The organism is Candidatus Protochlamydia sp. R18 (assembly GCF_000648255.1).
GTDB lineage: Bacteria > Chlamydiota > Chlamydiia > Chlamydiales > Parachlamydiaceae > Protochlamydia > Protochlamydia amoebophila.
Genome location: NZ_BASL01000154.1, coordinates 1 through 21,735, shown reverse-complemented (window position 1 = coordinate 21,735; position 21,735 = coordinate 1). Strand labels below are relative to the sequence as shown.

Annotated in this window: 18 protein-coding genes; 13 read left to right on the top strand and 5 right to left on the bottom strand. The window is 33.8% G+C overall.

Going from position 1 to position 21,735, the window contains the following annotated elements; translation table 11 throughout:
• Positions 1–193: 193 nt before the first annotated feature.
• The 13 genes from TY19_RS00165 (at position 194) to TY19_RS00105 (ending at position 15,142) form a co-directional block, all read left to right on the top strand.
• On the top strand, positions 194–796 hold the full coding sequence (locus TY19_RS00165) for a hypothetical protein (protein WP_042278232.1): 603 nt from the start codon (positions 194–196) through the stop codon (positions 794–796).
• Between the two features lie 401 nt (positions 797–1,197).
• Positions 1,198–1,620, top strand: a complete 423-nt coding sequence (locus TY19_RS00160; RefSeq protein ID WP_042278230.1) for a hypothetical protein — start codon at positions 1,198–1,200, stop codon at positions 1,618–1,620.
• Positions 1,621–1,989: 369 nt separating this feature from the next.
• The gene (locus tag TY19_RS00155) at positions 1,990–4,272 is read left to right on the top strand and encodes an NfeD family protein (RefSeq protein WP_226988442.1); all 2,283 of its coding nucleotides are present in this window, start codon (positions 1,990–1,992) and stop codon (positions 4,270–4,272) included.
• Positions 4,269–4,748 (top strand): NfeD family protein, encoded by a 480-nt coding sequence (locus TY19_RS00150; RefSeq protein ID WP_042278224.1) that lies wholly within the window; start codon positions 4,269–4,271, stop codon positions 4,746–4,748. The genes TY19_RS00155 and TY19_RS00150 overlap by 4 nt, the downstream gene beginning before the upstream one ends.
• A gap of 41 nt (positions 4,749–4,789) precedes the next feature.
• Positions 4,790–5,818 (top strand): flotillin-like protein FloA, encoded by a 1,029-nt coding sequence (floA, locus tag TY19_RS00145; protein WP_102035368.1) that lies wholly within the window; start codon positions 4,790–4,792, stop codon positions 5,816–5,818.
• 12 nt (positions 5,819–5,830) lie between these two features.
• Positions 5,831–6,304 (top strand): hypothetical protein, encoded by a 474-nt coding sequence (locus TY19_RS00140; RefSeq protein ID WP_042278221.1) that lies wholly within the window; start codon positions 5,831–5,833, stop codon positions 6,302–6,304.
• Positions 6,305–6,308: 4 nt separating this feature from the next.
• Positions 6,309–6,998: a YggS family pyridoxal phosphate-dependent enzyme gene (locus TY19_RS00135; RefSeq protein WP_052354690.1), complete on the top strand. Its 690-nt coding sequence runs from the start codon at positions 6,309–6,311 to the stop codon at positions 6,996–6,998.
• Positions 6,999–7,177: 179 nt separating this feature from the next.
• Positions 7,178–8,437 (top strand): dicarboxylate/amino acid:cation symporter, encoded by a 1,260-nt coding sequence (locus TY19_RS00130; RefSeq protein ID WP_042278218.1) that lies wholly within the window; start codon positions 7,178–7,180, stop codon positions 8,435–8,437.
• A 321-nt stretch (positions 8,438–8,758) separates the two neighbouring features.
• Positions 8,759–9,787, top strand: a complete 1,029-nt coding sequence (gene pdhA, locus TY19_RS00125; RefSeq protein ID WP_042278215.1) for a pyruvate dehydrogenase (acetyl-transferring) E1 component subunit alpha — start codon at positions 8,759–8,761, stop codon at positions 9,785–9,787.
• 11 nt (positions 9,788–9,798) lie between these two features.
• Positions 9,799–10,791 (top strand): pyruvate dehydrogenase complex E1 component subunit beta, encoded by a 993-nt coding sequence (locus TY19_RS00120; RefSeq protein WP_042278212.1) that lies wholly within the window; start codon positions 9,799–9,801, stop codon positions 10,789–10,791.
• Between the two features lie 12 nt (positions 10,792–10,803).
• Positions 10,804–12,105, top strand: a complete 1,302-nt coding sequence (locus TY19_RS00115) for a pyruvate dehydrogenase complex dihydrolipoamide acetyltransferase (protein ID WP_042278209.1) — start codon at positions 10,804–10,806, stop codon at positions 12,103–12,105.
• A 539-nt stretch (positions 12,106–12,644) separates the two neighbouring features.
• Positions 12,645–13,415, top strand: coding sequence for a hypothetical protein (locus TY19_RS00110; RefSeq protein WP_042278206.1), 771 nt, complete (start codon positions 12,645–12,647; stop codon positions 13,413–13,415).
• 353 nt (positions 13,416–13,768) lie between these two features.
• Entirely contained in the window at positions 13,769–15,142 is a 1,374-nt protein-coding gene (locus TY19_RS00105) for a PP2C family serine/threonine-protein phosphatase (RefSeq protein ID WP_042278203.1), read from the top strand.
• Between the two features lie 85 nt (positions 15,143–15,227).
• Here TY19_RS00105 and lpxD read toward each other — a convergent pair whose 3' ends face one another.
• The 5 genes from lpxD to TY19_RS00075 all read right to left on the bottom strand — a co-directional run bounded on the left by lpxD (position 15,228) and on the right by TY19_RS00075 (position 21,206).
• Positions 15,228–16,277: a UDP-3-O-(3-hydroxymyristoyl)glucosamine N-acyltransferase gene (gene lpxD / locus TY19_RS00100; protein WP_042278200.1), complete on the bottom strand. Its 1,050-nt coding sequence runs from the start codon at positions 16,275–16,277 to the stop codon at positions 15,228–15,230.
• Positions 16,278–16,418: 141 nt separating this feature from the next.
• Positions 16,419–16,991, bottom strand: coding sequence for an OmpH family outer membrane protein (locus TY19_RS00095; RefSeq protein WP_052354689.1), 573 nt, complete (start codon positions 16,989–16,991; stop codon positions 16,419–16,421).
• A gap of 95 nt (positions 16,992–17,086) precedes the next feature.
• The gene (bamA, locus tag TY19_RS00090; RefSeq protein WP_158383071.1) at positions 17,087–19,435 is read right to left on the bottom strand and encodes an outer membrane protein assembly factor BamA; all 2,349 of its coding nucleotides are present in this window, start codon (positions 19,433–19,435) and stop codon (positions 17,087–17,089) included.
• Positions 19,436–20,248: 813 nt separating this feature from the next.
• Positions 20,249–20,845 carry a recombination mediator RecR gene (recR, locus tag TY19_RS00080; protein WP_042278195.1) on the bottom strand — a complete coding sequence of 199 codons (597 nt, stop codon included), beginning with the start codon at positions 20,843–20,845 and terminating at the stop codon, positions 20,249–20,251.
• Positions 20,846–20,930: 85 nt separating this feature from the next.
• Positions 20,931–21,206 (bottom strand): hypothetical protein, encoded by a 276-nt coding sequence (locus TY19_RS00075; RefSeq protein WP_042278193.1) that lies wholly within the window; start codon positions 21,204–21,206, stop codon positions 20,931–20,933.
• Positions 21,207–21,735 lie beyond the last annotated feature (529 nt).

The following is a 21,735-nucleotide window of genomic DNA, read 5'->3' as shown; positions in this document are numbered from 1 at the left end:
ATGGCTTCAATCCTTGTTATTTGTTCCACAAAAACAATTTAAGGATCTGAGGCCTTTTTGTTTACATCTAAATTTTATTTTAAATTAGTTATTTGCAACTTACATTAAATATTTTTTCGTTTGATAATTAAACAAATTGCTATTAAAAAAATAAATAATTTACTGTTCCATTAACATTCAATAAGGTGATGATATGGTTAATCCAATGCTTAATTATGATGTACAAGACTTTAATCTTCCGAATGTCGGCCAGAATATGAATATTTTAACTAATGATGAAGATATTGAAAGTCTTATAGAAGCTGTTAATGCCGACCAACAGTTACCTATGACAGATAAAATTCGCTGTTATATGAATTACCTTTCTCAGACCCTCTCCTCACAAGGAAGATTACAAGGAAAGTGTGAGAGCTTATTAAAAACCCGTCTTTATGATCTAGCGAAATTAGATCGACCTAATATGCAATTAGTTATTAAAGAAGAAAATTATAAAAATAATTCTAAATTAAAAGGAACAATCGAAAAATTAGATTATTTAGCATCTGGATATGTAACAAGAGTTGGACATCAATTGAAAAATTCTTATGTGAATAATAAAAATTATGGGGTTAGTTATTTTAGTTCTGGGCTTGGTTTATTTTTAACCGGTCTAATGGCTTCTTATACAGATAATCCGTCAAATCCTGAAAATGATAACAAAGATATAGTGGCTCGGACAAGTATGATTACCGGTGTGATTTTGCTGGGTTATCCTTTCGTTTATTCATTTTATCTCGCTTATAAAAATGAACCCTAACCTTAAGTTAGATGCTGAATATAGTTAGGATTTAGCGATAAGAAGGAGTACTCCTTCTTATCGCTTTAAAACAAAAAAATTAAGTTTTTGAATTTTAAGGGTTATTTTCATTATTAATTAATAAAAAATTTGCTGAAATATATATAAATCCTAATGATTTACAAGAATTGAATCGTTCGCAAAAAAACAATGCATTTAGACGAATCCTATAAATGGTGTTTATTTGCAATGAATGGGATAGTATGATACAGTTAATTTTTAGTATATTTATTTTTAATAACTTTATCCGTAAATAAAAAAATTAAAGTTTTGCTAGTATTCTAAATCATCTAGCATAATAAATGTGAAAAATATTTTAATTTGATGTGTTAATAATTTCATAATCCAGAAGAGGAGCTAATATGAACACCTTTTATAATTTATTTGGTTGTTTTCCTTCTAAAACAGAGATAGATTATGTGGCTTTATCTAAAAAGTACGAGGATTACGAAAGTGAAGAAGGTTATGGCAATGAAGCAATTAAAAGCTGGCAAAAAACTTACTCCCCCATGTATGTACAAAGTTATATTAGAAATACTTCTTTAAAAAAAATAAATGAATATGCTCGTGAAGTTATGAAAGCCCTTGCTCAAATACCTTTAACTCCTGCAAATTTAGATATCGCGCAAAAACACCTAATTGATTTGTCTAAAAGAAGTTGCCATTTGAAAGAGGCATTAGCTGATAGACTAAACTATCTTAGCATAAAAGATAAAAAAAGGCTTGTATCTCTCCGATTAGCGATTCTTTTAACCTCCGAACAATTATCTAGTGACGGGCGATAGTTAAAAAATTAATCCGTAATTTTTAATTTTTTTTAAAATAAGAGCTTTTGCCTGTAAATATCTGCATTTAGCTTTTTAATTAAACCGTGGAAATATTGATTTTTAGTAGAGCATGATCTTAACATTGCTTGGAATAAAAATACCGCATTTTTGTATCGTACAGTAGAATTTAGAGCGAATTTTAGATCTAAATTATCTTGGCTAAAGGGTTCTATCGCTCCATTTAAATTTTTCTAATCCTATAAAAAACAAAAATATTTACTTAAATGGGTATCAATAAAAAATGCAAAGGCTTTATATTTTAATAGATGCAGAACAAATGCATTTTTTTTATTAAAATAAAGAAAATCTTTGCTACAGTGACGAAATGTGAAAAATAAGTTCGCAAAAATAGCTTCAGACACCAACCTGTCACTTCATATGTTTAAGTATTACCTTTATTCTCTTCTTCTATTTTTCGTTAGTTCGACTTGCTTGCTTTATGGAATGGAAGAAAAACCTATTAAACTGTATTTAAAGGGATTTTTAGATAAGAGTAAATTAGAACCAGCACAAAAAATATTAACACACTTTTACGAGCAACCACACTCTCTTATTATTATTGAATTAAACTCTAATTCTGGCGATTTGGTTGATGTTTTAGATTTTGCTAAATCGCTCTATATTTTGAAACAAACACAGCAACAAAAAATTATTGTTTATTTAAATGATGTCGTGACCGGCCCTGCTGCTATCATTCCTTTTTTAGCAGATGAAATGTATGGCTCATTAGTTTTCTCGTGGGGAGATATCCCTGGGAGTGCTGAAAGAGATTTACCCACCAATATTCTCCGTAATCAAGTGAGGAGCTTAATTGATAGCAATAACCCACATGCTTCTACCTTATTCTTATTGGCGGATGGGATGACGGATCCTTTTTTGCAAGTTAATGATAAAATCGAAGGTTACAAAAAAAATCCTTACTCGCTGATTTCTTCGAAAGGGCAAACGCTAGTTGTAAATCAAAATCAACTTAAATATTTAGGGATGATTGATACCCTTTTGCCTTTAAAAGATTTTGAAAAAAAGTATTCGTTGGAATCATTTGGCCAAAATTCTAAAACTGATACGACGGATTTGTCAACTTTAAATTTAGAGCAAAAATTGCAAAAAGAGATTTCATTTAAGAGTAAAAATAACAAGATTGGTTATTTATATGTTGGCAATCGGGAAACCTCTATTAATGAATCTACTTGGCTTTATATCAAACAAGGGCTTGAATATTATAAAAAAAATCCCCCCTTATTTATTATTCTTGAACTAGATACCCCTGGTGGAGAAGTCTTTGCTGCACAAAAAATTTCTGACGCTCTGAAAGAGATGGATTTGCAGTATAATATTCCTATCGTGACATTTATCAATAATTGGGCTATTTCCGCGGGAGCGATGCTTGCTTATTCCACCAGATTTATTTCTGCTGTTAAAGGTGCGAGCATGGGTGCTGCTGAACCAGTTTATACGAATGAGAATGGAAAAATGGAGTCAGCTTCAGAAAAAATTAACTCTGCTTTAAGAGCTGACTTTGCAAATCGCGCAAAACTTTTTGATCGAAATCCCTTTATTGCTGAAGCGATGGTTGATAAAGATATAATTTTAGTTTGGAGACATGGAAAAATTCTTAAGCTTGAGAATGAGAAACAAATTCGTTTGGGCGGTAAAGATCCTGATCAGGTGATTACAGGCAAAGGAAAACTTTTGACACTCGATGCGGAGCAAATGAAGCAATATGAAATCGCAGATTTGGTGTTAGCTCCTCAAAAATTGTCTTCTATCACTGAAGAAGAAAAAGCTAAGGGAAAATGGCCAGCAGAAAAAATGCTTCTCTTTCATGCTTCTTTTTTTTCTCAAATTCCTCATGCAGAAATTGACGCTTATCAAATGGATTGGAAGACTCGGTTTTTTGTCCTTTTAGCAACTCCCTTGATTTCATCCCTATTAATGATGGGATTGCTGATTGGAGGGTATATGGAAATCAATAACCCAGGGTTTGGGTTGCCAGGATCTATTGCAATAATTTGTTTATTTTTAATGATTCTGTCTAGCTTTTCACTTCAAATAGCTAATTGGTTAGAAGTTATTTTGCTTTTGAGTGGTCTGAGTTTAATTTTAATAGAATTATTCATTTTGCCATCTTTTGGATTATTGGGAATGATAGGAGGACTACTATTTTTATTTGGTTTATTTGGATTATTAATACCAGGTGTGAATTCCATACATTTTGAATACGATACACAAACATTTAATGCAGCCGGGCAATATTTGATTAAGCGTTTGGTTTGGTTTTGTGGAACATTGATCTTAAGCAGTATTGTGATTGCTTTATTAGCACAGTACATGTTACCTAAGTTTTCCGGCTTAAATAAATTTGTATTAAAAGGTTTTGAACAAGAGGGATATATTGCTGGGAATAATCCTTTAGGTTTTCCTCAGCCATTGGCAACTGGGAAAGTGCTAACACCTCTTAAACCGGCCGGTAAAATACTTGTTCAAGAAAAAATTTATGAAGCTATAAGCTCAGGTGGTTTTATTGAAGCAGAGACATCAATCGAAATAGTTCGCCTTGAGGGTAACCTGATTATTGTAAGACCTTTAATAAATAAAAATCTATTATGATAGCTTTTCTTTTTCTTTTATGTGGACTTGCTCTTATTTTTATTGAGTTTTATATTCCTGGAGCAATCATGGGAGTGTTGGGGTCAATTTTTTTGATTGCTAGTATAATCGTATTTACTTCGCAGACAAATTCAATTTGGGCAACGATTTTTTACATTTTTTTTACATTTAGCTGTGTGGCATTGCTAATCCGGTTTACTTTATGGCGTATTGTACACACTACTCAAGAATATAGCATCTATTTAAAAAAAGATCAGAAAGGGTTTCGAGCTTCCGAATATGATCGAAATGCGATTGGAAAATTAGGAATGGTACTCACCGATCTCAAGCCGGGAGGATACATCTTGATAGATGGGGAGCAGCACCAAGCAATTTCATTGACTGGCTATATTAGTAAAGGAGAAAAGGTTGTTGTCGTTTCCGGGCAAGAAGAAAGTTTAATTGTAAAAAACTTATCTCCCACTCAAACAATTTAAAAAAGATTAAGAAGAATAAAATTTCATTGAAGGAATTAACTATGTCGACTTTATTGTTACAAAATCTGTTGGAAAATGGAACAGGATTTTATTTTTTTATCTTTGTACTTACTATTGTCTTGCTGATTATTTTAAGTGTAATTGGTAAATTTATCAGTTTATGGTTTCAAGCCTTTGTCTCTGGAACACCCATTTCTCTTTTTAATATTATCGGAATGAGTTTGCGTAAAATTCCTCCAAGAGAAATCGTCAATGCCAGAATCAACTTATACAAAGCTGGATTAAAAGATATTCATGTTGGAGATTTAGAAACGCATTATTTGGCTGGTGGGCATGTTCCTAATGTAGTCGAAGCTTTAATCGCTGCTGATAAAGCTAATATTCCTCTCGATTGGAGACGTGCAACGGCAATTGATTTAGCGGGTCGCGATATTAAAGCTGCCGTCCAGACGTCAGTAAATCCACGCGTGATTGATTGTCCAAATAATGGAGGATATATTACGGGGGTTGCTAAAGACGGAATTCAATTAAATTGCCGTGCCAGAGTAACAGTGAGGACAAATATCGCTCAATTAGTTGGGGGAGCGACGGAAGAGACAATTATTGCTCGTGTGGGAGAAGGAATTGTAAGTGCAATTGGAGGGTCTGATACGCATAAACAAGTTTTAGAATCTCCTCAAAAAATTTCAAAACTTGTGCTTGAAAAAGGGCTTGATTCCTCGACAGCATTTTTAATTCTCTCCATTGATATCGTAGAAATTAATTTAGGCGAAAATATTGGGGCGAAACTCAGAACGGATCAAGCTGAATCTGATATTCGAATTGCAAAAGCGGAAGCTGAAAAAAGACGGACGATGGCTGTTGCTCAAGAACAGGAAAATTTAGCGAAAGTCAGAGATATGGAAGCAAAACTTGTTGAAGCACAAGCAGCTGTTCCTTTAGCGATGGCAGAAGCATTTAGAAGTGGGAAGTTAGGTATTATGGATTATCAACGTATTCAAAATATTCAGTCAGATACGGATATGCGTAATGCATTGGCAAAACCAGATTCAGATAAAAAGCAAAATTAAGGTCTTTTTCTTATGTCTATTGTGGAGTTTATTGGATTTGCGATTAGCTTTTTTTCTCTCATCTTCTTATTTTTTCGCAATCAAGCTTATTTTTTTCAAGGTAAAGACGAAGAACATGAAGAACAACAATGGGGGAATGAGCCTCTACAAGTTTTTCTTACAAAAACAGAAAAAGAGAAAAAAAAGGATGCAATGCCTTCTTTAAAGCCCTCAATTTCTTCCTTGAATTTTAACAAAGAGAAAAAAAATTTTGAAAAACAAAAGGATGTTTTAAAAAAATCAGAAGAACACATGATTTCATCAGATCAGTTAAAAGATTCCTTAAAACAAAAATTTATTATTAATGATGTTGCTGATCTACGTGTTGAATTGTTAGACAAGCAACCATTGGTGAAGATAATGATCGGGGATTTAAAAGACCTAAAAGATATTATCATTTATCGAGAAATTTTAGATAAACCAAAAAGCCTACGTTCTTGGGATTAAATTTATGCAAAATACTATTGTAGAAAGATACCAAAAAATTCAAGAAGAGGTGATTTCTAAAATGGTATCTTCTGGAAGAGATCCACAAGATGTTAATTTGATTGTTGTTTCAAAAAACCAACCGATTACTGCTATGCAAGATGTTTATCAAGCTGGTTGCAGACAGTTTGGTGAAAACCGAGTGATGGAGGCATTAGCGAAAATTCCCGAAATGCCTAAGGACATACAGTGGCATTTAATCGGAACGTTGCAGAGTAATAAAGTTGCAAAAATTTTAAATTCCTCAATTTCTCTCATTCATTCTGTTCATTCATTCTCTTTAGCTAAAAAGATTTCAGAAGGAAGCCTTCAAAAGCAAAAAATCACTTCTATTTTGCTTCAAGTGAATGTTTCCAAAGAAGAATCTAAACAAGGTTTAACGCATGATGAATGGGAAAAATTATTAGCACCTTTACAAGAGCTTTCTAATCTGCGCATTGAAGGATTGATGACAATAGCTCCTCATACAGCAGATTTGGGGTATGTGCGTTTCTGTTTTAGACAATTGTTTGAGTTAAGAGAAAAATGGAAAAAACAAATGAATAATCCCACTTATTTTAAGCATCTTTCTATGGGAATGACAAATGATTATTTAATTGCCATTGAAGAAGGAGCAACGCTTCTTAGAATAGGATCAGGTATTTTTGGGCATTAAAAAATTGCCTATGTGGAATCAAAAGTAGGTAAATTAAGTTTTTGTTGAACTTAATAAATTGGTACTTATAAGCTAATCCGTTGAATGCTTCTCTTGAACCTTTGTAATTTTTGTTAAAATTAGAATGTCTAAGAGACTTACATACATAAATTTTTCAGCTCATTAACAAAAGGTTATCAATGTGCAAAGAAGTCAAACACAAAATAAATCCAAATGTATTTTTTGCTTTAGCAATCGTACTTGGTGTTTGTGCTGGCTATGTTCAAGAGCCTCTTATCTTTCAGACAGCAGAAACAATTTCTCAATTATTCATTAATTTGTTGAAATTAGTTAGCTTACCCATCATTTTTCTTTCCATTGTATCGACAGCTTCTGGAATGGAGAGTATGCATCAAATTAAAGTATTAGGTAAAAAAGTTGCAAAATATACGCTTTTAACAACTATCATCGCTGCGACAATTGCTCTAATCCTATTTGTGATTATTGATCCAGTTAGAGGGCAAGTCACTGTTAACGCTCAAGAAACGATCACTCAATCTTCGCAACCAAGCTATCTAAAATTTTTTATCCAAATTATCCCCTCTAATGTCATTCAACCATTTAATGAAAACAATGTGATTGGGGTTTTATTTTTAGCAATGTTACTTAGCTTTGCCATTGTTTCTTTGCCCGCTCAATCGAGAGCTATCCTCCATTCTTTTTTTTCTAGTATTTATGCAGCAATTATTGTTATTACTCGTTGGGTTGTGGCGCTTATGCCTATTGCAATTTGGGCATTTATTACTTTATTCATGTATGATTTAAAACAAGGATTAGACGTCAAAAGCCTTGCACTTTATTTAACCGTTGTGATTTCCGCCAACCTTATTCAAGCTGGGTGCGTTTTACCTTTATTACTGAAGTTAAAAAAAATTTCTCCTGTTTTTATGATAAAAGGAATGCTACCGGCCTTGTCAATTGCATTTTTTACTAAATCTTCTGCTGCTGCCTTACCAATGGCAATGCGTTGCGCGGAAGAAAATGTGGGAATTTCTCGCAAGGTTGCCAGTTTTACCCTTCCTCTTTGTATAACAATTAATATGAATGCTTGTGCTGCCTTTATATTGACAACTGTCTTGTTTGTTTCGATGAGCCAGGGCATTACCTATAGTTTTGCTGAAATGGGGCTTTGGATTATCTTATCAACAATTGCAGCCATAGGCAATGCTGGGGTTCCTATGGGTTGTTACTTTTTGGCCAGTGCGTTTTTAGCCGCTATGAATGTGCCTCTTCATATTTTAGGAATTATTTTACCTTTCTATTCGTTGATAGATATGCTTGAAAGTGCAATTAACGTATGGTCTGATTCTTGTGTAGCTGCGATTGTTAATCAAGAGGTGAAGCAAGAGCAAATTTCTTTCGATCAAACACCCATAGATTTGAATTCTGTCATTATTTAATTGTTAAAAATTCAAGTTAACCAACTTTTTAACACAGCAGTTGATTGTTATTATCAATTGTCAATGAATTGGTTGTATTCTTATACCATTTCTTTTTAAAAAGAAAATTTTATCGTTTTAGCATAAGCAAATAAATTCACTGTTTAGGGGGTTAAAATTAAGGCAGCTTTAACTTTGAGTTTTTCTAATTCATCCGTTTTGGTATAATTAATTACTTTTAAAAGAATTCAAAAAAAAATTTATAAACTATTTATTTTTTGTTTGCTATTTTTAATAATGGCGATAAAAGAAGATCTCAAAAAAATGAAATGTAAGGCAGAAATGAAAACAGACGTTTTACCCCAGTTTTTTTCTGTAGACCAAGATGCTGTCATAAAAAAATTGGGACCGCAAGCCCTCATTGAATGCTTTCAGCAAATGTTAAAGATTCGAAATTTTGAACTTCGAGCAGAATCGGCCTATCAACAAGGTAAAATAGGGGGATTCTTTCATGCTTATGTCGGCCAGGAAGCTATTCAGACAGCTGCTGTGCAAGCCATCGGGCAAAGCAATTGGTATGCAACTTCTTATCGTTGTCATGCTTTAGCTTTATTGCTCGGAGCTACTCCCAATGAATTAATGGCAGAACTTTATGGTCGAGTAACAGGAAATGCAAAGGGCCGGGGAGGTTCCATGCATTTTTTCACTGATCGTTTGCTAGGAGGGTTTGGAATTGTAACAGGTCAAGTTCCTATTGCTACTGGAGCTGCTTTTGCTTTAAAATATAAAGGAAATAAAAACGAAGTTGCTGTTTGTTTTATGGGTGATGGGGCGGTTCCTCAAGGATCTTTTCATGAGTCATTAAATTTGGCTTCATTATGGAACTTACCTTGCATCTACGTTATTGAAAATAATCAATGGGGAATGGGAACCGCCATTCAAAAAGCTGTAAGCGTTAAGCGTTTGGCGGAAGATAAAGCAAGTGGCTATAACATGAAAGCCTATACTCTTGATGGGATGGATTTTTTTAATTGTTATGGTGGTTTTGCTCAGATTCATCAAGAAGTTTTACAAAGACAAAGACCTGTGCTAGTAGAAGTTGTTACTGAAAGATTTAAAGGACATTCTATTTCTGATCCAGGTCTTTATCGTGCAAAGGATACCCTCAAGCAAATTATGGCAAAAGATCCGATTCTTGCTCTTCAAGCAGTTTTGATTAAAAAAGGAATTTTAACAGAAGATATGGTCAAGCAAATGAACAAAGAAAACCGAGAGAAAATTATTGAGGCAATGTCTTTTGCAGAAAATAGCGCATGGCCTGATCCGCAAACATTGGAAGAAGACGTATTCGCCCCCAATTTCATTGTATAGGAGTATACTCAATGAGCACTGAAAAGCAAACTATCGACATTAGAGAAGCGTTACGTCAAGCAATTAATGAGGAAATGGCAAGGGATTCTAGCGTTTTCGTCATGGGGGAAGAAGTTGGCGAATATAATGGAGCGTATAAAATCACTAAAGGAATGTTGGATAAATGGGGAGCAAATCGCATCATAGATACCCCTATTTCCGAATTAGGTTTTGCTGGTTTGTGTATAGGCGCTGCTATGACTGGACTTCGACCAATCGTTGAATTTATGAGTTTTAATTTTTCATTTGTTGCAGCCGATCAATTGATTTCTAACGCGATTAAAATGTACTATATGTCAGGTAATCGTTTTTCTGTTCCCATTGTTTTTAGAGGGCCTAATGGAGCGGCAGCACAAGTTTCCAGTCAACATTCTCATTGTGTAGAAGCTATTTATGGAAATTTACCAGGATGGACTATTATAGCTCCAAGCAATGCTTATGATGCGAAAGGATTATTAAAGTCTGCTATTCGAGATAATAATCCTGTTTTATTTCTAGAATCAGAGCTTTCTTATGGAGATAAGATGGAAATTCCGGTCGATGAATATCTAATTCCGATTGGGAAAGCACAGATTGTTGTGTCCGGGGCAGATGTGACTTTAATTGCTCATAGTCGCATGGTTACAATTTGTAAAGAAGTTGTGAATGAATTAACAAAAATGGGAATTTGTGCTGAACTTATTGATCTTCGGACAGTCAAACCTCTAGATATTGCTACTATTGCAAATTCAGTAAAAAAGACTAATCGCTGTGTCATTGTTGAAGAAGGACATTTATTTGCAGGCATTGCGGCGGAAGTTGGCTTTCAAATTATGGAACATTGCTTTGATTATTTAGATGCTCCTTTGGAAAGAGTTTGCCAACGCGAAACACCCATGCCTTATTCGAAGGTATTAGAAAAAGAAACAATGCCAAATAAACAAAGAATTCTTTCTGCAATTTATAAAACACTTCAAAAAAATTAGGAGTTAAGTGGTATGCCTTTTACACTGACAATGCCCAAACTCTCTCCCACAATGGAAGAAGGAACACTCATTAAGTGGCATAAAAAAATTGGGGATTCGATACAAGCTGGCGACTTGCTAATTGAAGTAGCTACTGATAAAGCAACTGTAGAATATAATGCTATTGATGACGGATGGCTTAGGCAGATTTTAATTCAGGAAGGAAAAGATGCTGCTGTTAATCAAGCTATAGCGATTTTAACCGTCGATCAAAATGAAAGTTTAGAAGGTTATCAAGCAGACGGGGTAAAAGAAAAGACTGTGCAATTTTCATCTGACAGCGTTGAGGTGCCAGAGTTAAATTACAAAGAGAAGAAAGAACCTAAAAATAAAACTACGACTTTTCAACAGCCTGTCTTTGTTCCAGAACCTCCTTTGGAAAATTACACGTTTGAATTCCCGATAGAAAGAGGGTATAAAAAATTATTAGCTTCCCCCTTAGCTAAAAAACTCGCTAAAGAAAAAGGATTAGATCTTTCAACAGTAAAAGGAACAGGTCCTCAACAACGAATTATGAGTCGAGATCTTGACAAAGCTCAAGCTGCTGGTGTTGTCAATTTTGGACATCGTAAGACTCCTCAATTACCTCCAGGTAGTTATGAAGAATTAACTTTGACTCCTATGCGTAAAGTTATCGGACAAAGGTTACAAGAATCTAAATCCTTTATTCCTCATTTTTATGTCACTTTAACAATCGATGCTAATCCATTGACCCAAATCAGAGAGCAACTTAAAAATAATCAAGTTAAAGTATCTATTAATGATTTCATTGTTCGAGCCTGTGCATTAGCTTTACGTCAGAATCCCGGTTTAAATTGTGGTTTCAATTCTGCGAATCAATCGATTATTCAATTTAAAACGATTGATATTGCAGTTGCTGTTAGCCTGGAAGAAGGGCTAATCACTCCTATTATTCGTCACGCAGACTTTAAAAATTTAGGAGAACTGTCGGTAGAAATGCGTGTGTTGGCTCAGAAAGCACGTGAAGGAAAGCTTGAACCTCAAGAATATAAAGGAGGATCATTTACGATTTCAAATTTAGGAATGTTTGGTGTTTCCGAGTTTCAAGCGATACTAAATCCTCCACAAGCGGCTATTCTCGCTGTGAGTGGAATTTTAGATGTTCCTGTTATTCAAAATAACATGGTAATACCCGGTAAAACAATGAATTTAACTTTATCAGTTGATCACCGTGTAATAGATGGGGTGGCGGCTGCCAAATTTCTTCAAAGTTTAAAGCAATTGTTAGAAAATCCCGCTGGATTATTGCTTTGATAAACAAGTAAAATGAGGTTTAAAAATTGATCACGTTAAACTACGTAAAAAATGCTCTATAGGAAAAAATAGAAACTTTGTAATATGATTTAAAAAAAAATATTTGATTTTGTAAGTCAAATCCAGCAGAAATCCAAGAAATTTTAGTATGAACGATTTTTTAGGAAATGTATAAAATCTAGCATTAAGCATATGGAGTTTAAGAAATCGTGTAATTTACTTCATTATAAAAAATCCGTTTATTAGAAAGTTTATTTAAATTTGGCTGTTTTAGTGGATAGCATATAATACGAAACCCCAGAATTAAGTTAAAAAATAAAGAAAAAGTCTACTCCCATCGTTCATAAATTAATAGGTATTGAATTTATTACCAAAAAATCGATTAGATACATTTAACCCTTATTTCAGCTTTAAATTTTAGATTTTCGACTTTAATAAATTTAAATAGCAGTTCGTTTAATTTTATTGATTTTATGTTGTTAATCTTTTAATATTATTTTTATATATAAATTTATTAATCTAGACATTTTATACAAATTATGAATCAATTAACTAATCCTCCAACTAACTCTCAAGGTATCTTCCCAAGAAGTCCTTCTTCTCCTGATGAAACTGATCGAATACACAAGATTCGTGTTATTCGCTCTAATCCCCGTAGGGACGAACTACGTAGATGCGAAGACCTACGTAGATGTGAACTAGAAAAGATTAAAGAGGTTCTAAACAACCTTCATTGGGCTGCAAATTCGACTCCGCTATCTAATCGAACAATTTCTTCAGAAACAACAAATTATTCTTCGTCTTACAACACCCTTTCTTATAGAGAATTTTCTGTTCCGGAAGAAAATTCACCAGAGCAAATTGCTCCTAGAAATATTTTGGGGACTATTTTTTCTATTTTTCAAAATGAGCAAGAACGCAGCGTAAAAACAAAACTTGCACAGATCCGAGAAGATGCAAGTACTTGGGGGAAAATTAAATTCCTTTCCGATGATCAGAAAAGTAAATTTAAGAGTATTTATGAAGTAATTCAAAATAAATTAGAAGAGAAGCAAACTTTTTTTAAAAAGAGATTTTTATTAAAAAGTATTTTGCTAGTTTCGATTGCTGTTACTGCCTTAAGTATCCTGTTACACAAACACCTTTATTATTCATTGGGTGGCGTTTGTGTAGGAGTGACAACAGCATTTAGTTTAGCTTTGGAGTATGGGCGGAAAGCTTCCTTTGACTCTATTCAAGCAAAGAAAATACAAGATGAAATTATCCAATTACAAAATAATATTGAAACGTCATTTCAACAGCAAACTTAATAAAATTGGTCGATGCCTTTAGTGATTAAGACATCGACTAAACTATATGCGAAAAATTTTTGTTGCAAAAGCTTCACATCCCTATATTAAATAATTTTCTTATTCGTTTCTTTTTTTATTAAAATAAATTGCCATTCCTCTGAAACTGCTTAACTTTTTTGTATAAGGTTTTTTTACACATGTTAAGCCATATTAAAAAAAAGTCTTATAAATGATAAAAATCATTTTTACTTTAAATTGTTTTTACAATTTTAATTTGAATAGTTGATTTTTTTTTTATAATTGGTTAAGGTAATAACAATTTTTAAATTTCAACTACCCTAATTGATGTAATCAAAAAAAAAGTATAAAAAATGTTAGAACTTTCGCTTGCAGCTCATCCTAAAGGGTACGAACTTAATAAAACAGAATTATGCCAATCTCTCCTGTTCCATCCTTATGCTGTGAGACATTATGAACTATTCCGGCAAACTGATAAAGCCGGACATCTTTTTATAGCCTTTTTAGAATCGATTCCAATGGCTGGAGTTGTTATATCGATAATTGAGAGAATTATTGTTATTGCCACTCAACTTTCAAAAAATCACTTATACTCTACCAATTCCACAAACCAAATTTTCTTATCTAATGCGATAAAAAGAGAAAAAGGAAACAAGAAGTTGGCAGTTTTTGTGGAAACAAAAGGCTTAAATAGCAATTCGACAACCGAGAATTCATCCATTTTATTATCTGAAGCTCTCTCTTTACCTGCTCATACAGCTGTAGAACTTAAAATGATTAAAAATCTGAAAAAAGCTATTTTTGAACATAAATTAGTCGAGAAAATTGAGGATGCATCAGAAATAGCCAAAGAATTAACAAGACCTTTACGAGCGATAGCAGAAAATGTGAAGTTTAGCGTTACCAGTGCAGCAGAGCAAGGGTGTTTTCGCCCAACGATGGAAGATGCGCATTTTCATCTTTCCCTGCCTGATGGAGAATTACTAGGTGTTTTTGATGGGCATGGAGAAAACGGGCAAGTCGCTCACTATGTTTCTGAAAGGGTGCAAAAGCTTTTTGTTGAAAGAAAATCTGATTCAGAAGATATGATAGAAGTATTTAAAAAATTATTTAAAGATATTCATCAAGAAGTGATTACTAAAAAAATTGACTCCATCAACGGAAAATTAGTTGGAGGAAGTACTGCTGTTGTTTGTTATGTTTGCCGGAAAACTCTTAAAACAGTTGTTGCTACTTTAGGTGATAGTGAAGTTTGGCATTTTCGGCAGCGGAAAGCCCTTATTAAAGCCACACCACTATCTTGCGTACGAAAATGGTCTTCAAAAAAAGATTTCAAACGAATAAATACTTACTGTCAACAGCATTTAGGTAGACTTACTTTATCTAGAGATTTCAAGAGTATAAGTTTGAAGGGAGCGGGAACTCTTCAACCAAGTCGTTCAATTGGTGACCGTCAGTTTTGTTCTGATCAAGCCATCCCTCTTGTTAGCCAAGAACCTATTGTATCCATGATACAATTACAGCAAGGGGATCGCCTTATTGTAGCTTGTGACGGTGTTTGGAATTTTCTTACTAAACAAATGAATCAACTGATAGAAACAGTCATTCAACACACTTGGGATAATGAACAAATGAACATTGCTCAAGAAATTGCAAATTTTGCTTTGAGTAAACACAATGATTATGACAATGACAATGTATCTGTTATTAGTTTAAGAATTGATTAACATTTTAGATGAATGAATCGAGAATCTTTTAACTTTATCTAATTATCCGATTGAATAAGATCTTCCTCATTTCTCAAGAGCTAATTCAGTTTTGAGATTCCAATTCTAGCACCCTTTTTTCAAGGTTTTTGATTTGGTTGATGTAAATTTCAATTTTTCTTAAAAAAACTTGGTTGCGGTTATAGTCTTTTATTGGCATAGCGGGAATACCACTATATTTACCGGTACTTAAAGACTTCGTAACCCCACTTTTGCCTGCTACCACCACATGATCTTTTAAGTGTAGATGTCCTGCGATAGCAGCTTGCCCAGCAATAACAACATATTTACCTGTTGTGGTGGAACCCGCAATTCCTGTTTGGGAAACAATGATATTATATGATCCAATTGTCACGCCATGAGCAATTTGGACAAGATTGTCAATTTTTGTTCCTTGACCAATACGGGTACTTTTAAAACGTGCTCGATCTATTGTTGTATTAGCACCAATTTCTACATCATTTTCAATCCACACATTGCCAACTTGATTCAGTTTGATGTGTTGTCCTTGTTGGTTAGTTGTATAGCCAAATCCGCAAGAGCCAATAACAACACCTGGTTGTAAGATAACTCGATTACCTAAATAACATTTTTCTCTAATAACGACACGCGGATGAATGGTACAATCTTCTCCAATTTCAGAGTATGATCCTATATAGACTCCAGCACCAATAAATGAGCCTGAACCAATCTTTACTCCTTCATCAATGACTGCTTGCGGGCAAATCGTGACTTTATTTCCAATTTCTGCCGTCGGATGTATAACAGCAGAAGTGTGAATACCCGTAAATCCCGAGGGGTGTTTTTTTTGAGGATATAATGTATCAATTAAATGTTGAAATGAGCGGGAAGGATTTTCAGATAAAAGATAGTTTTTCCCTTCTATTAGCGGAGTTTGTAAGTCGACAAAAACAACCCCTGCCTGAGACTCTTTTAAGGATTGTAGATAACGATTATTAGCAAAAAATGAAGCATCTTCTTCTGAGGCATTTTCTAGATCTGCTACGCTCTTGATGATTTGTGATGGGTTACCAACAAGTTTACAGTCCGTTAAAAGAGCAAGTTCTTGTAAGGTAAAATGTTTTTTCTCGTTCATATCCCACTAGTTTTTAACCAATAAAAATTTTCACTCAAATTAACAATTTTACCAAATCGAAAAAATAAATGTTATTTTTTCGATTTGGTATTAGTCGAAAAAGCGTACTTTCAAGCTAATTTTTACTTTATTTACAAATATCTATTTTTTAGAGGCTTCTTTTTGTTCATTATCATAGATAGCATTCATTTTAGTGACAACACGATCAGTAACATCTAGTCCAGGAGCAAAATAGGTACAAGCTTCATCGCTAAAAATCACATCCACAGCTTGGCCAATTGTAGTATCTTGAGCAACTTGACTAGAGGCTTTTGCGATTGTGTCTGTTAATTTTTGTACGATTTTAAGATTGGCTTGCTGTAAAGTTTGAATATATTGATTTTGAAGTTGCAGCCCTTCATTTTTTAGATTTCGTTTTTTACGTTTTAGTTCGCTAGCAGCTTCTTCCGAAATGCTATCCATGTAATCTTCATCATTGATTTTGCTTTCAAGTTCTTCTAAATCACGTTCTTTATCTTGAAGGATAGACTCCATTTGTTTTTTCATTTTGTCAAAATTTGCTTGTTCTTCCTTACCTAATTTAGATTCATCCAAGCATTTTTTTGCATTGACAATTCCAATCTTTAAAGGTTGGGAAGTTGTTTGGGCAAATGCCGACGTTGAAACGACAAAGGTACAAAATAGAGTTAATAGTAATTGACGTAGATTTTTCATAAGTCTTCTCCTTGTAAATACTCACATTTCATCTATAGTTCTTCAGAACCGCCATTATTTTCAGCTAATGAACAATTTAGTTCCGAAAATGTTGTTTAAAAATTTCCACCTAAAGAAAAAAAGAATTTTTTTACTTCACTTCGATTTTTTGCATTTAAAGGATATCCCATTCCAAGGGTAATTGGAGGAACGCTAGCTAGCAGCTTAAATCGAGTTCCATATCCTACAGATACACTCATTCGACCAAATTCCCATGTGTCCTCAGAAAGATGACCTGCATCTAGAAAAGTAAAAATTTCAAATTCACCCATAATTTTTCTCGATAATTCGACTGAGTAAAACTGCATTGAAAGTCCTCCGCGAGGTACATGTGTATTCCTATACTGAGGACCTAATCGATAAGGTCTAAAACCTCGCACGTTGTAGTCTCCCCCTAAAAAAATACGCTCATCTAAAGGTAAAATATCATAGCGCGTGTGGCCCATAGGTTGAATAAAACGCAAGTCGGCTCGATATTTTAATACCATTCTGCTTCCAACCGGATAATAATAAGAATTAAAATACCCTAAGCTAAAAAATTGGTGATCACCGCCTAAGCCAGCATATTCGATTAAGAGTTTCGATCTAAATCCTGCTGTTGGTTTAATAGGATGATCTGTAGAGTCATAATTTAAAGAGGTTCCGATAGCGGATATTAATCCATGAATATGTGCATCATGTTCTAATTTAGGAATGTGATCTCCCCGATGACCTAAATGAACAACACCATTTTTTAGTCGGTATTGAACTCCAAAGCGAACGAATTGGTTGATATTATAATTAGCTCTTAATATTAAAGAAACTGTATCAAGATCATAGTCTTTAGAAATATAGCGAGTGCTTGCTTTAGATAAGTCAAAACCAATCGTCCATTTTGTATCCATAAAATAGGGTTTTGTCCAAGAAAAAGTATAGTTTCGGCTTTTTTGTCCTATTTGTATGTTAAACTGTGCATATTCTCCTCCACCTCTTAACGCTCTTAATCCATCTCGCCAGAGATAATAGAAACCTTCATGATTAAAGTTTCTTTCAGTAATGTTGATTCCTCCAAAAAGCTCTTCCACACTACTATAACCAACAAAAGCGCTAAATTGTCCTGTATTCGTTTCCTCGACCTCGATATAAACATCTCTATAGTTGTTTCCTAATGTAGATTCTGTTCCTTTAACAATATAAACGTTAACATGTTTGAAATAACCAATGTTAATAAGCCTTTGCTCTGTGGCTTTTAATTTAATCGTATTAAATATTTCTCCAGGAATCATCAGTGTTTCATGAAGGATCACAGATGTTTTCGTCGAAAGGTTTCCGAAGACGCGAACCAATCCTACATAAAATTGTTCACCTTCTTCAATTTTAAAGTTAACATGATATTTGTAGTCACGCTCATCTAACTCTGGTTCAAAATCGATGATTGCGTCAACATATCCTAAACGACCATAAGCATCAGTTAATGTTTCTATTGTCTCTCGAATACTTTCGATTGAGAAAAATTCTCCTTGACGAATACCAAAAAGTCGATCGATTTCTTCATCACAAATAATTTGGTTGCCTTCAAAAGATAAACGGCCAAAATAGTACCGTTCTCCTTTATCGGCGATGATCGTTACAATGATTCGATCTGTTTTACTAGCTTCCATGACGTTGATTTCAACAGAAGCATCTGCATAACCTTGATTTTGCAAATAATTGGTAATAATGAGTCGATCTTGTTGGATAGCGTCTTCGTTATAGGTGCCTTCCTCGCTAAACCAGCTTAGAAAAATATTATATTTTTTAGTCACCATTTGACTTAATATTTCGTGCTCTTCTTTTTCACTAAAATTTACAAAATCGATTTCTTGTATTTTTCCTGAACGTCCTTCTTGAATTTCAATGGTAATGTTTACTTCATTTGTTTCAGAATTAAGTTCGACATGATAATTTAATTGAGCTTCAAAAAAGCCTTTGCGAATGTAGTAAGCCTTCAATTTGTGAAAAGCTTGATTAAAGGCTTGGCGCTCAAAAGTGACAAAACACCCAATCCCTAACTCTTTTTGAAGGCGATTAGTGCTCACTCGATGGTTTCCACACCAATGAATATTTCGAATTGTTGGTTTTGGCCAAAGATTAAGTGTAATCGATACTTTTTCTTCTGTTGTATTGACGATTGGATCAACTCGATCGAATTCTTGAGCCAATGTTTTTAAATCTTCATCAAAATCAGCTTGAGAAAAAAATCCTCCAGGTTGTGTACGTAAACGACTCATTAAGGTTTGATTATCGGTAATGATGCCCGCACAACTATGAACTTGGATCTCTATTTTATTAATAGCTTGATTTTCAAACTGTAGAATTTGGCCATATACAGCATGAAGAAAAAGGAAGGAAAAGCAATAAAACGTAAAAAAAATTTTCTTCAACATAACAAACCTTAAGCGTTGGCAAAAAAGAAAGCCTCTTTGCATCATTATTAACTTGAACGCAAATTTTAGAGAAAAACCCTTCATTCAAGTGAGTACACATAGAAAAGTTAAGTGATCATAGGCGAATGAGAGCTATTTTGCAACTAGAACTCACTTGTTTTCGGAATGGCTAGCTTTTTTTGAGAATGTTAGGGTCTCTATTTCAGTTTATTGAGAAATTTCATCAAAATGAGAATAACAACATTGAATTTTTTTAGATTTGTTTATTTTTTATAATATCTAATATATAATATTAGATAACAAAAGGGAAAATTATGCCAGTTGTTGGTGAAATTTTTATCATCAATAATATTTTAAATTGCATATTTAAATAAAAATCAATCAAAGCAAGTCAGCCGTTGTTTTTAGAATTCAATCGATTATTAACGATGTATTAAAAGAGAATTCAGAAGCTTTAAATGCTTAAGGCAAACTAGAAGAAGTGTCCGCTAAAGCACACAAGTGTATGCTACAGCTTTTTTTGCCGACTATCTTCTTGCTGAAAAGTTGGCTGAATTTCGATACTTTGCTTGAACATGTGAAAAAAGTAGCTAAGCAAAGTGGCGGATCTAGCTGTTGGACAACTCGTGGTTCCAACTCGCCTGAGCGTAATTTACTTGGAATGATGGCTAATTTAACTACTCAGAAGAATTTGATCGGTTTCTTTCAAATTCAAGTTATGAATTTTACGAAAAGGCTAACAAAAAATTGGAAGTTCTGCATACGGATCAAGTACCGAAACCACTTTTCCATAAAAAAATGTTTAAATTAATTTTAGAAACGACTGCGCCCTGCTAATGCTCTGGCTAAAGTTCCTCCATCTACATAATCTAGTGAGCTCCCCATAGGAAGGCCAAACGCAAGACGAGAAATCTGAATATCGTCGGCAGCCAATTCTTGTTTGAGGAATAGGGCTGTCGCATCTCCTTCTAAAGTAGAATCTAAAGCAATAACAACTTCTTTAATTTGTAAGTCTTGGATTCTATGCTTTAGTCGAGAAATTGATAAATGTTCTGGTCCACGATTTTCTAAAGGAGATAATACCCCTCCTAAAACGTGATATAAACCCCGATATTCGTGAGTTTCTTCAATTGAAAACACATCACGCGGGAAAGCTGTCACGCAAATAATTTGCGAGTCTCGCTGATTAATATCACAAAAATAACAAGCTGCTTCATCTATTAAACAGCCGCAGTTCAAACATTGTTTTATTTTGTCTTTTGTATTTTTGACAGTTTCGCTTAATTCAATGAGATGCTCCATCGGCCAATTTAATAGATGAAAGGCAAAACGCTCGGCACTTTTATGGCCCACACCCGGAAATTTTTTCAAAATATGAATTAACTTTAATAAATGCTCAGGGTAACGCATTTTAACCTCAACAATGAATTTTGAAAGAAGTTTAACAGATTGTAGGTGAGTTGTAAAGCAACTAAACCGGTTAACTTAAGTTGTTTTAAGCAGAGAAGGGTAATATCATCGGAATGAGCAGCGCCAGAAGTAAATGATGAAGATGGTCTAAAATATGATCAATCAATCCATTCAGTGATCCTATTTCCCATCTTTTTAAAGAGTCGAAAAATCTTTGTTCCGTTTTAAAGGCGAGTAATGATTGATAATGCGTTTTCAATAATTGATATTGAGAAGAATTTGAACCTGCCGCTAAGGCTTTTTTAAAAGCTTGAGTGGCAATTGATAAGGTCTGATCTTTAGCTAAATAGGCCGCACGCATTTCTTTCCTTTTCTTTAAAATAAGTTTCTATTAATTGAGCTTGACGCAAACTTAGTGCTTTCAAATGATTGGTTGATTGGTCTAGGATCACTTTTTTGGATAATTCATAGGAAATAAAAGTCGTCCAAATAAGCGGAAGCAGTACGAGGATTAAGAACCATAAAATTAATTACCCTCTAAGGCTTCGATGCTCAAATAAATCAAAAAGATTTTGCATAGAAACTTAATTTTGAAGAGGTGAAACGACTTCTTTGTATAAATACTTGATTAACATATCCCATTCAGGTTGAGAGCGATGAATTTCAAATGACATGGCATAGGTTGCAAAGGTTGAGAAGGAGATTGAAATAAATGGAAATCAAATAAAAATAGACCGATCTGAAGTAGAATTAATAAAATGAATACAATTGCGATTAATATTTTCATTGTTTAGGCCATACTGTTTATGACTAAGTTTCCAATTTTTTATGTAATTAATGTAAGTTGCAAATAACTAATTTATTAAAAAATTTGTTGCAACTGCTACTAG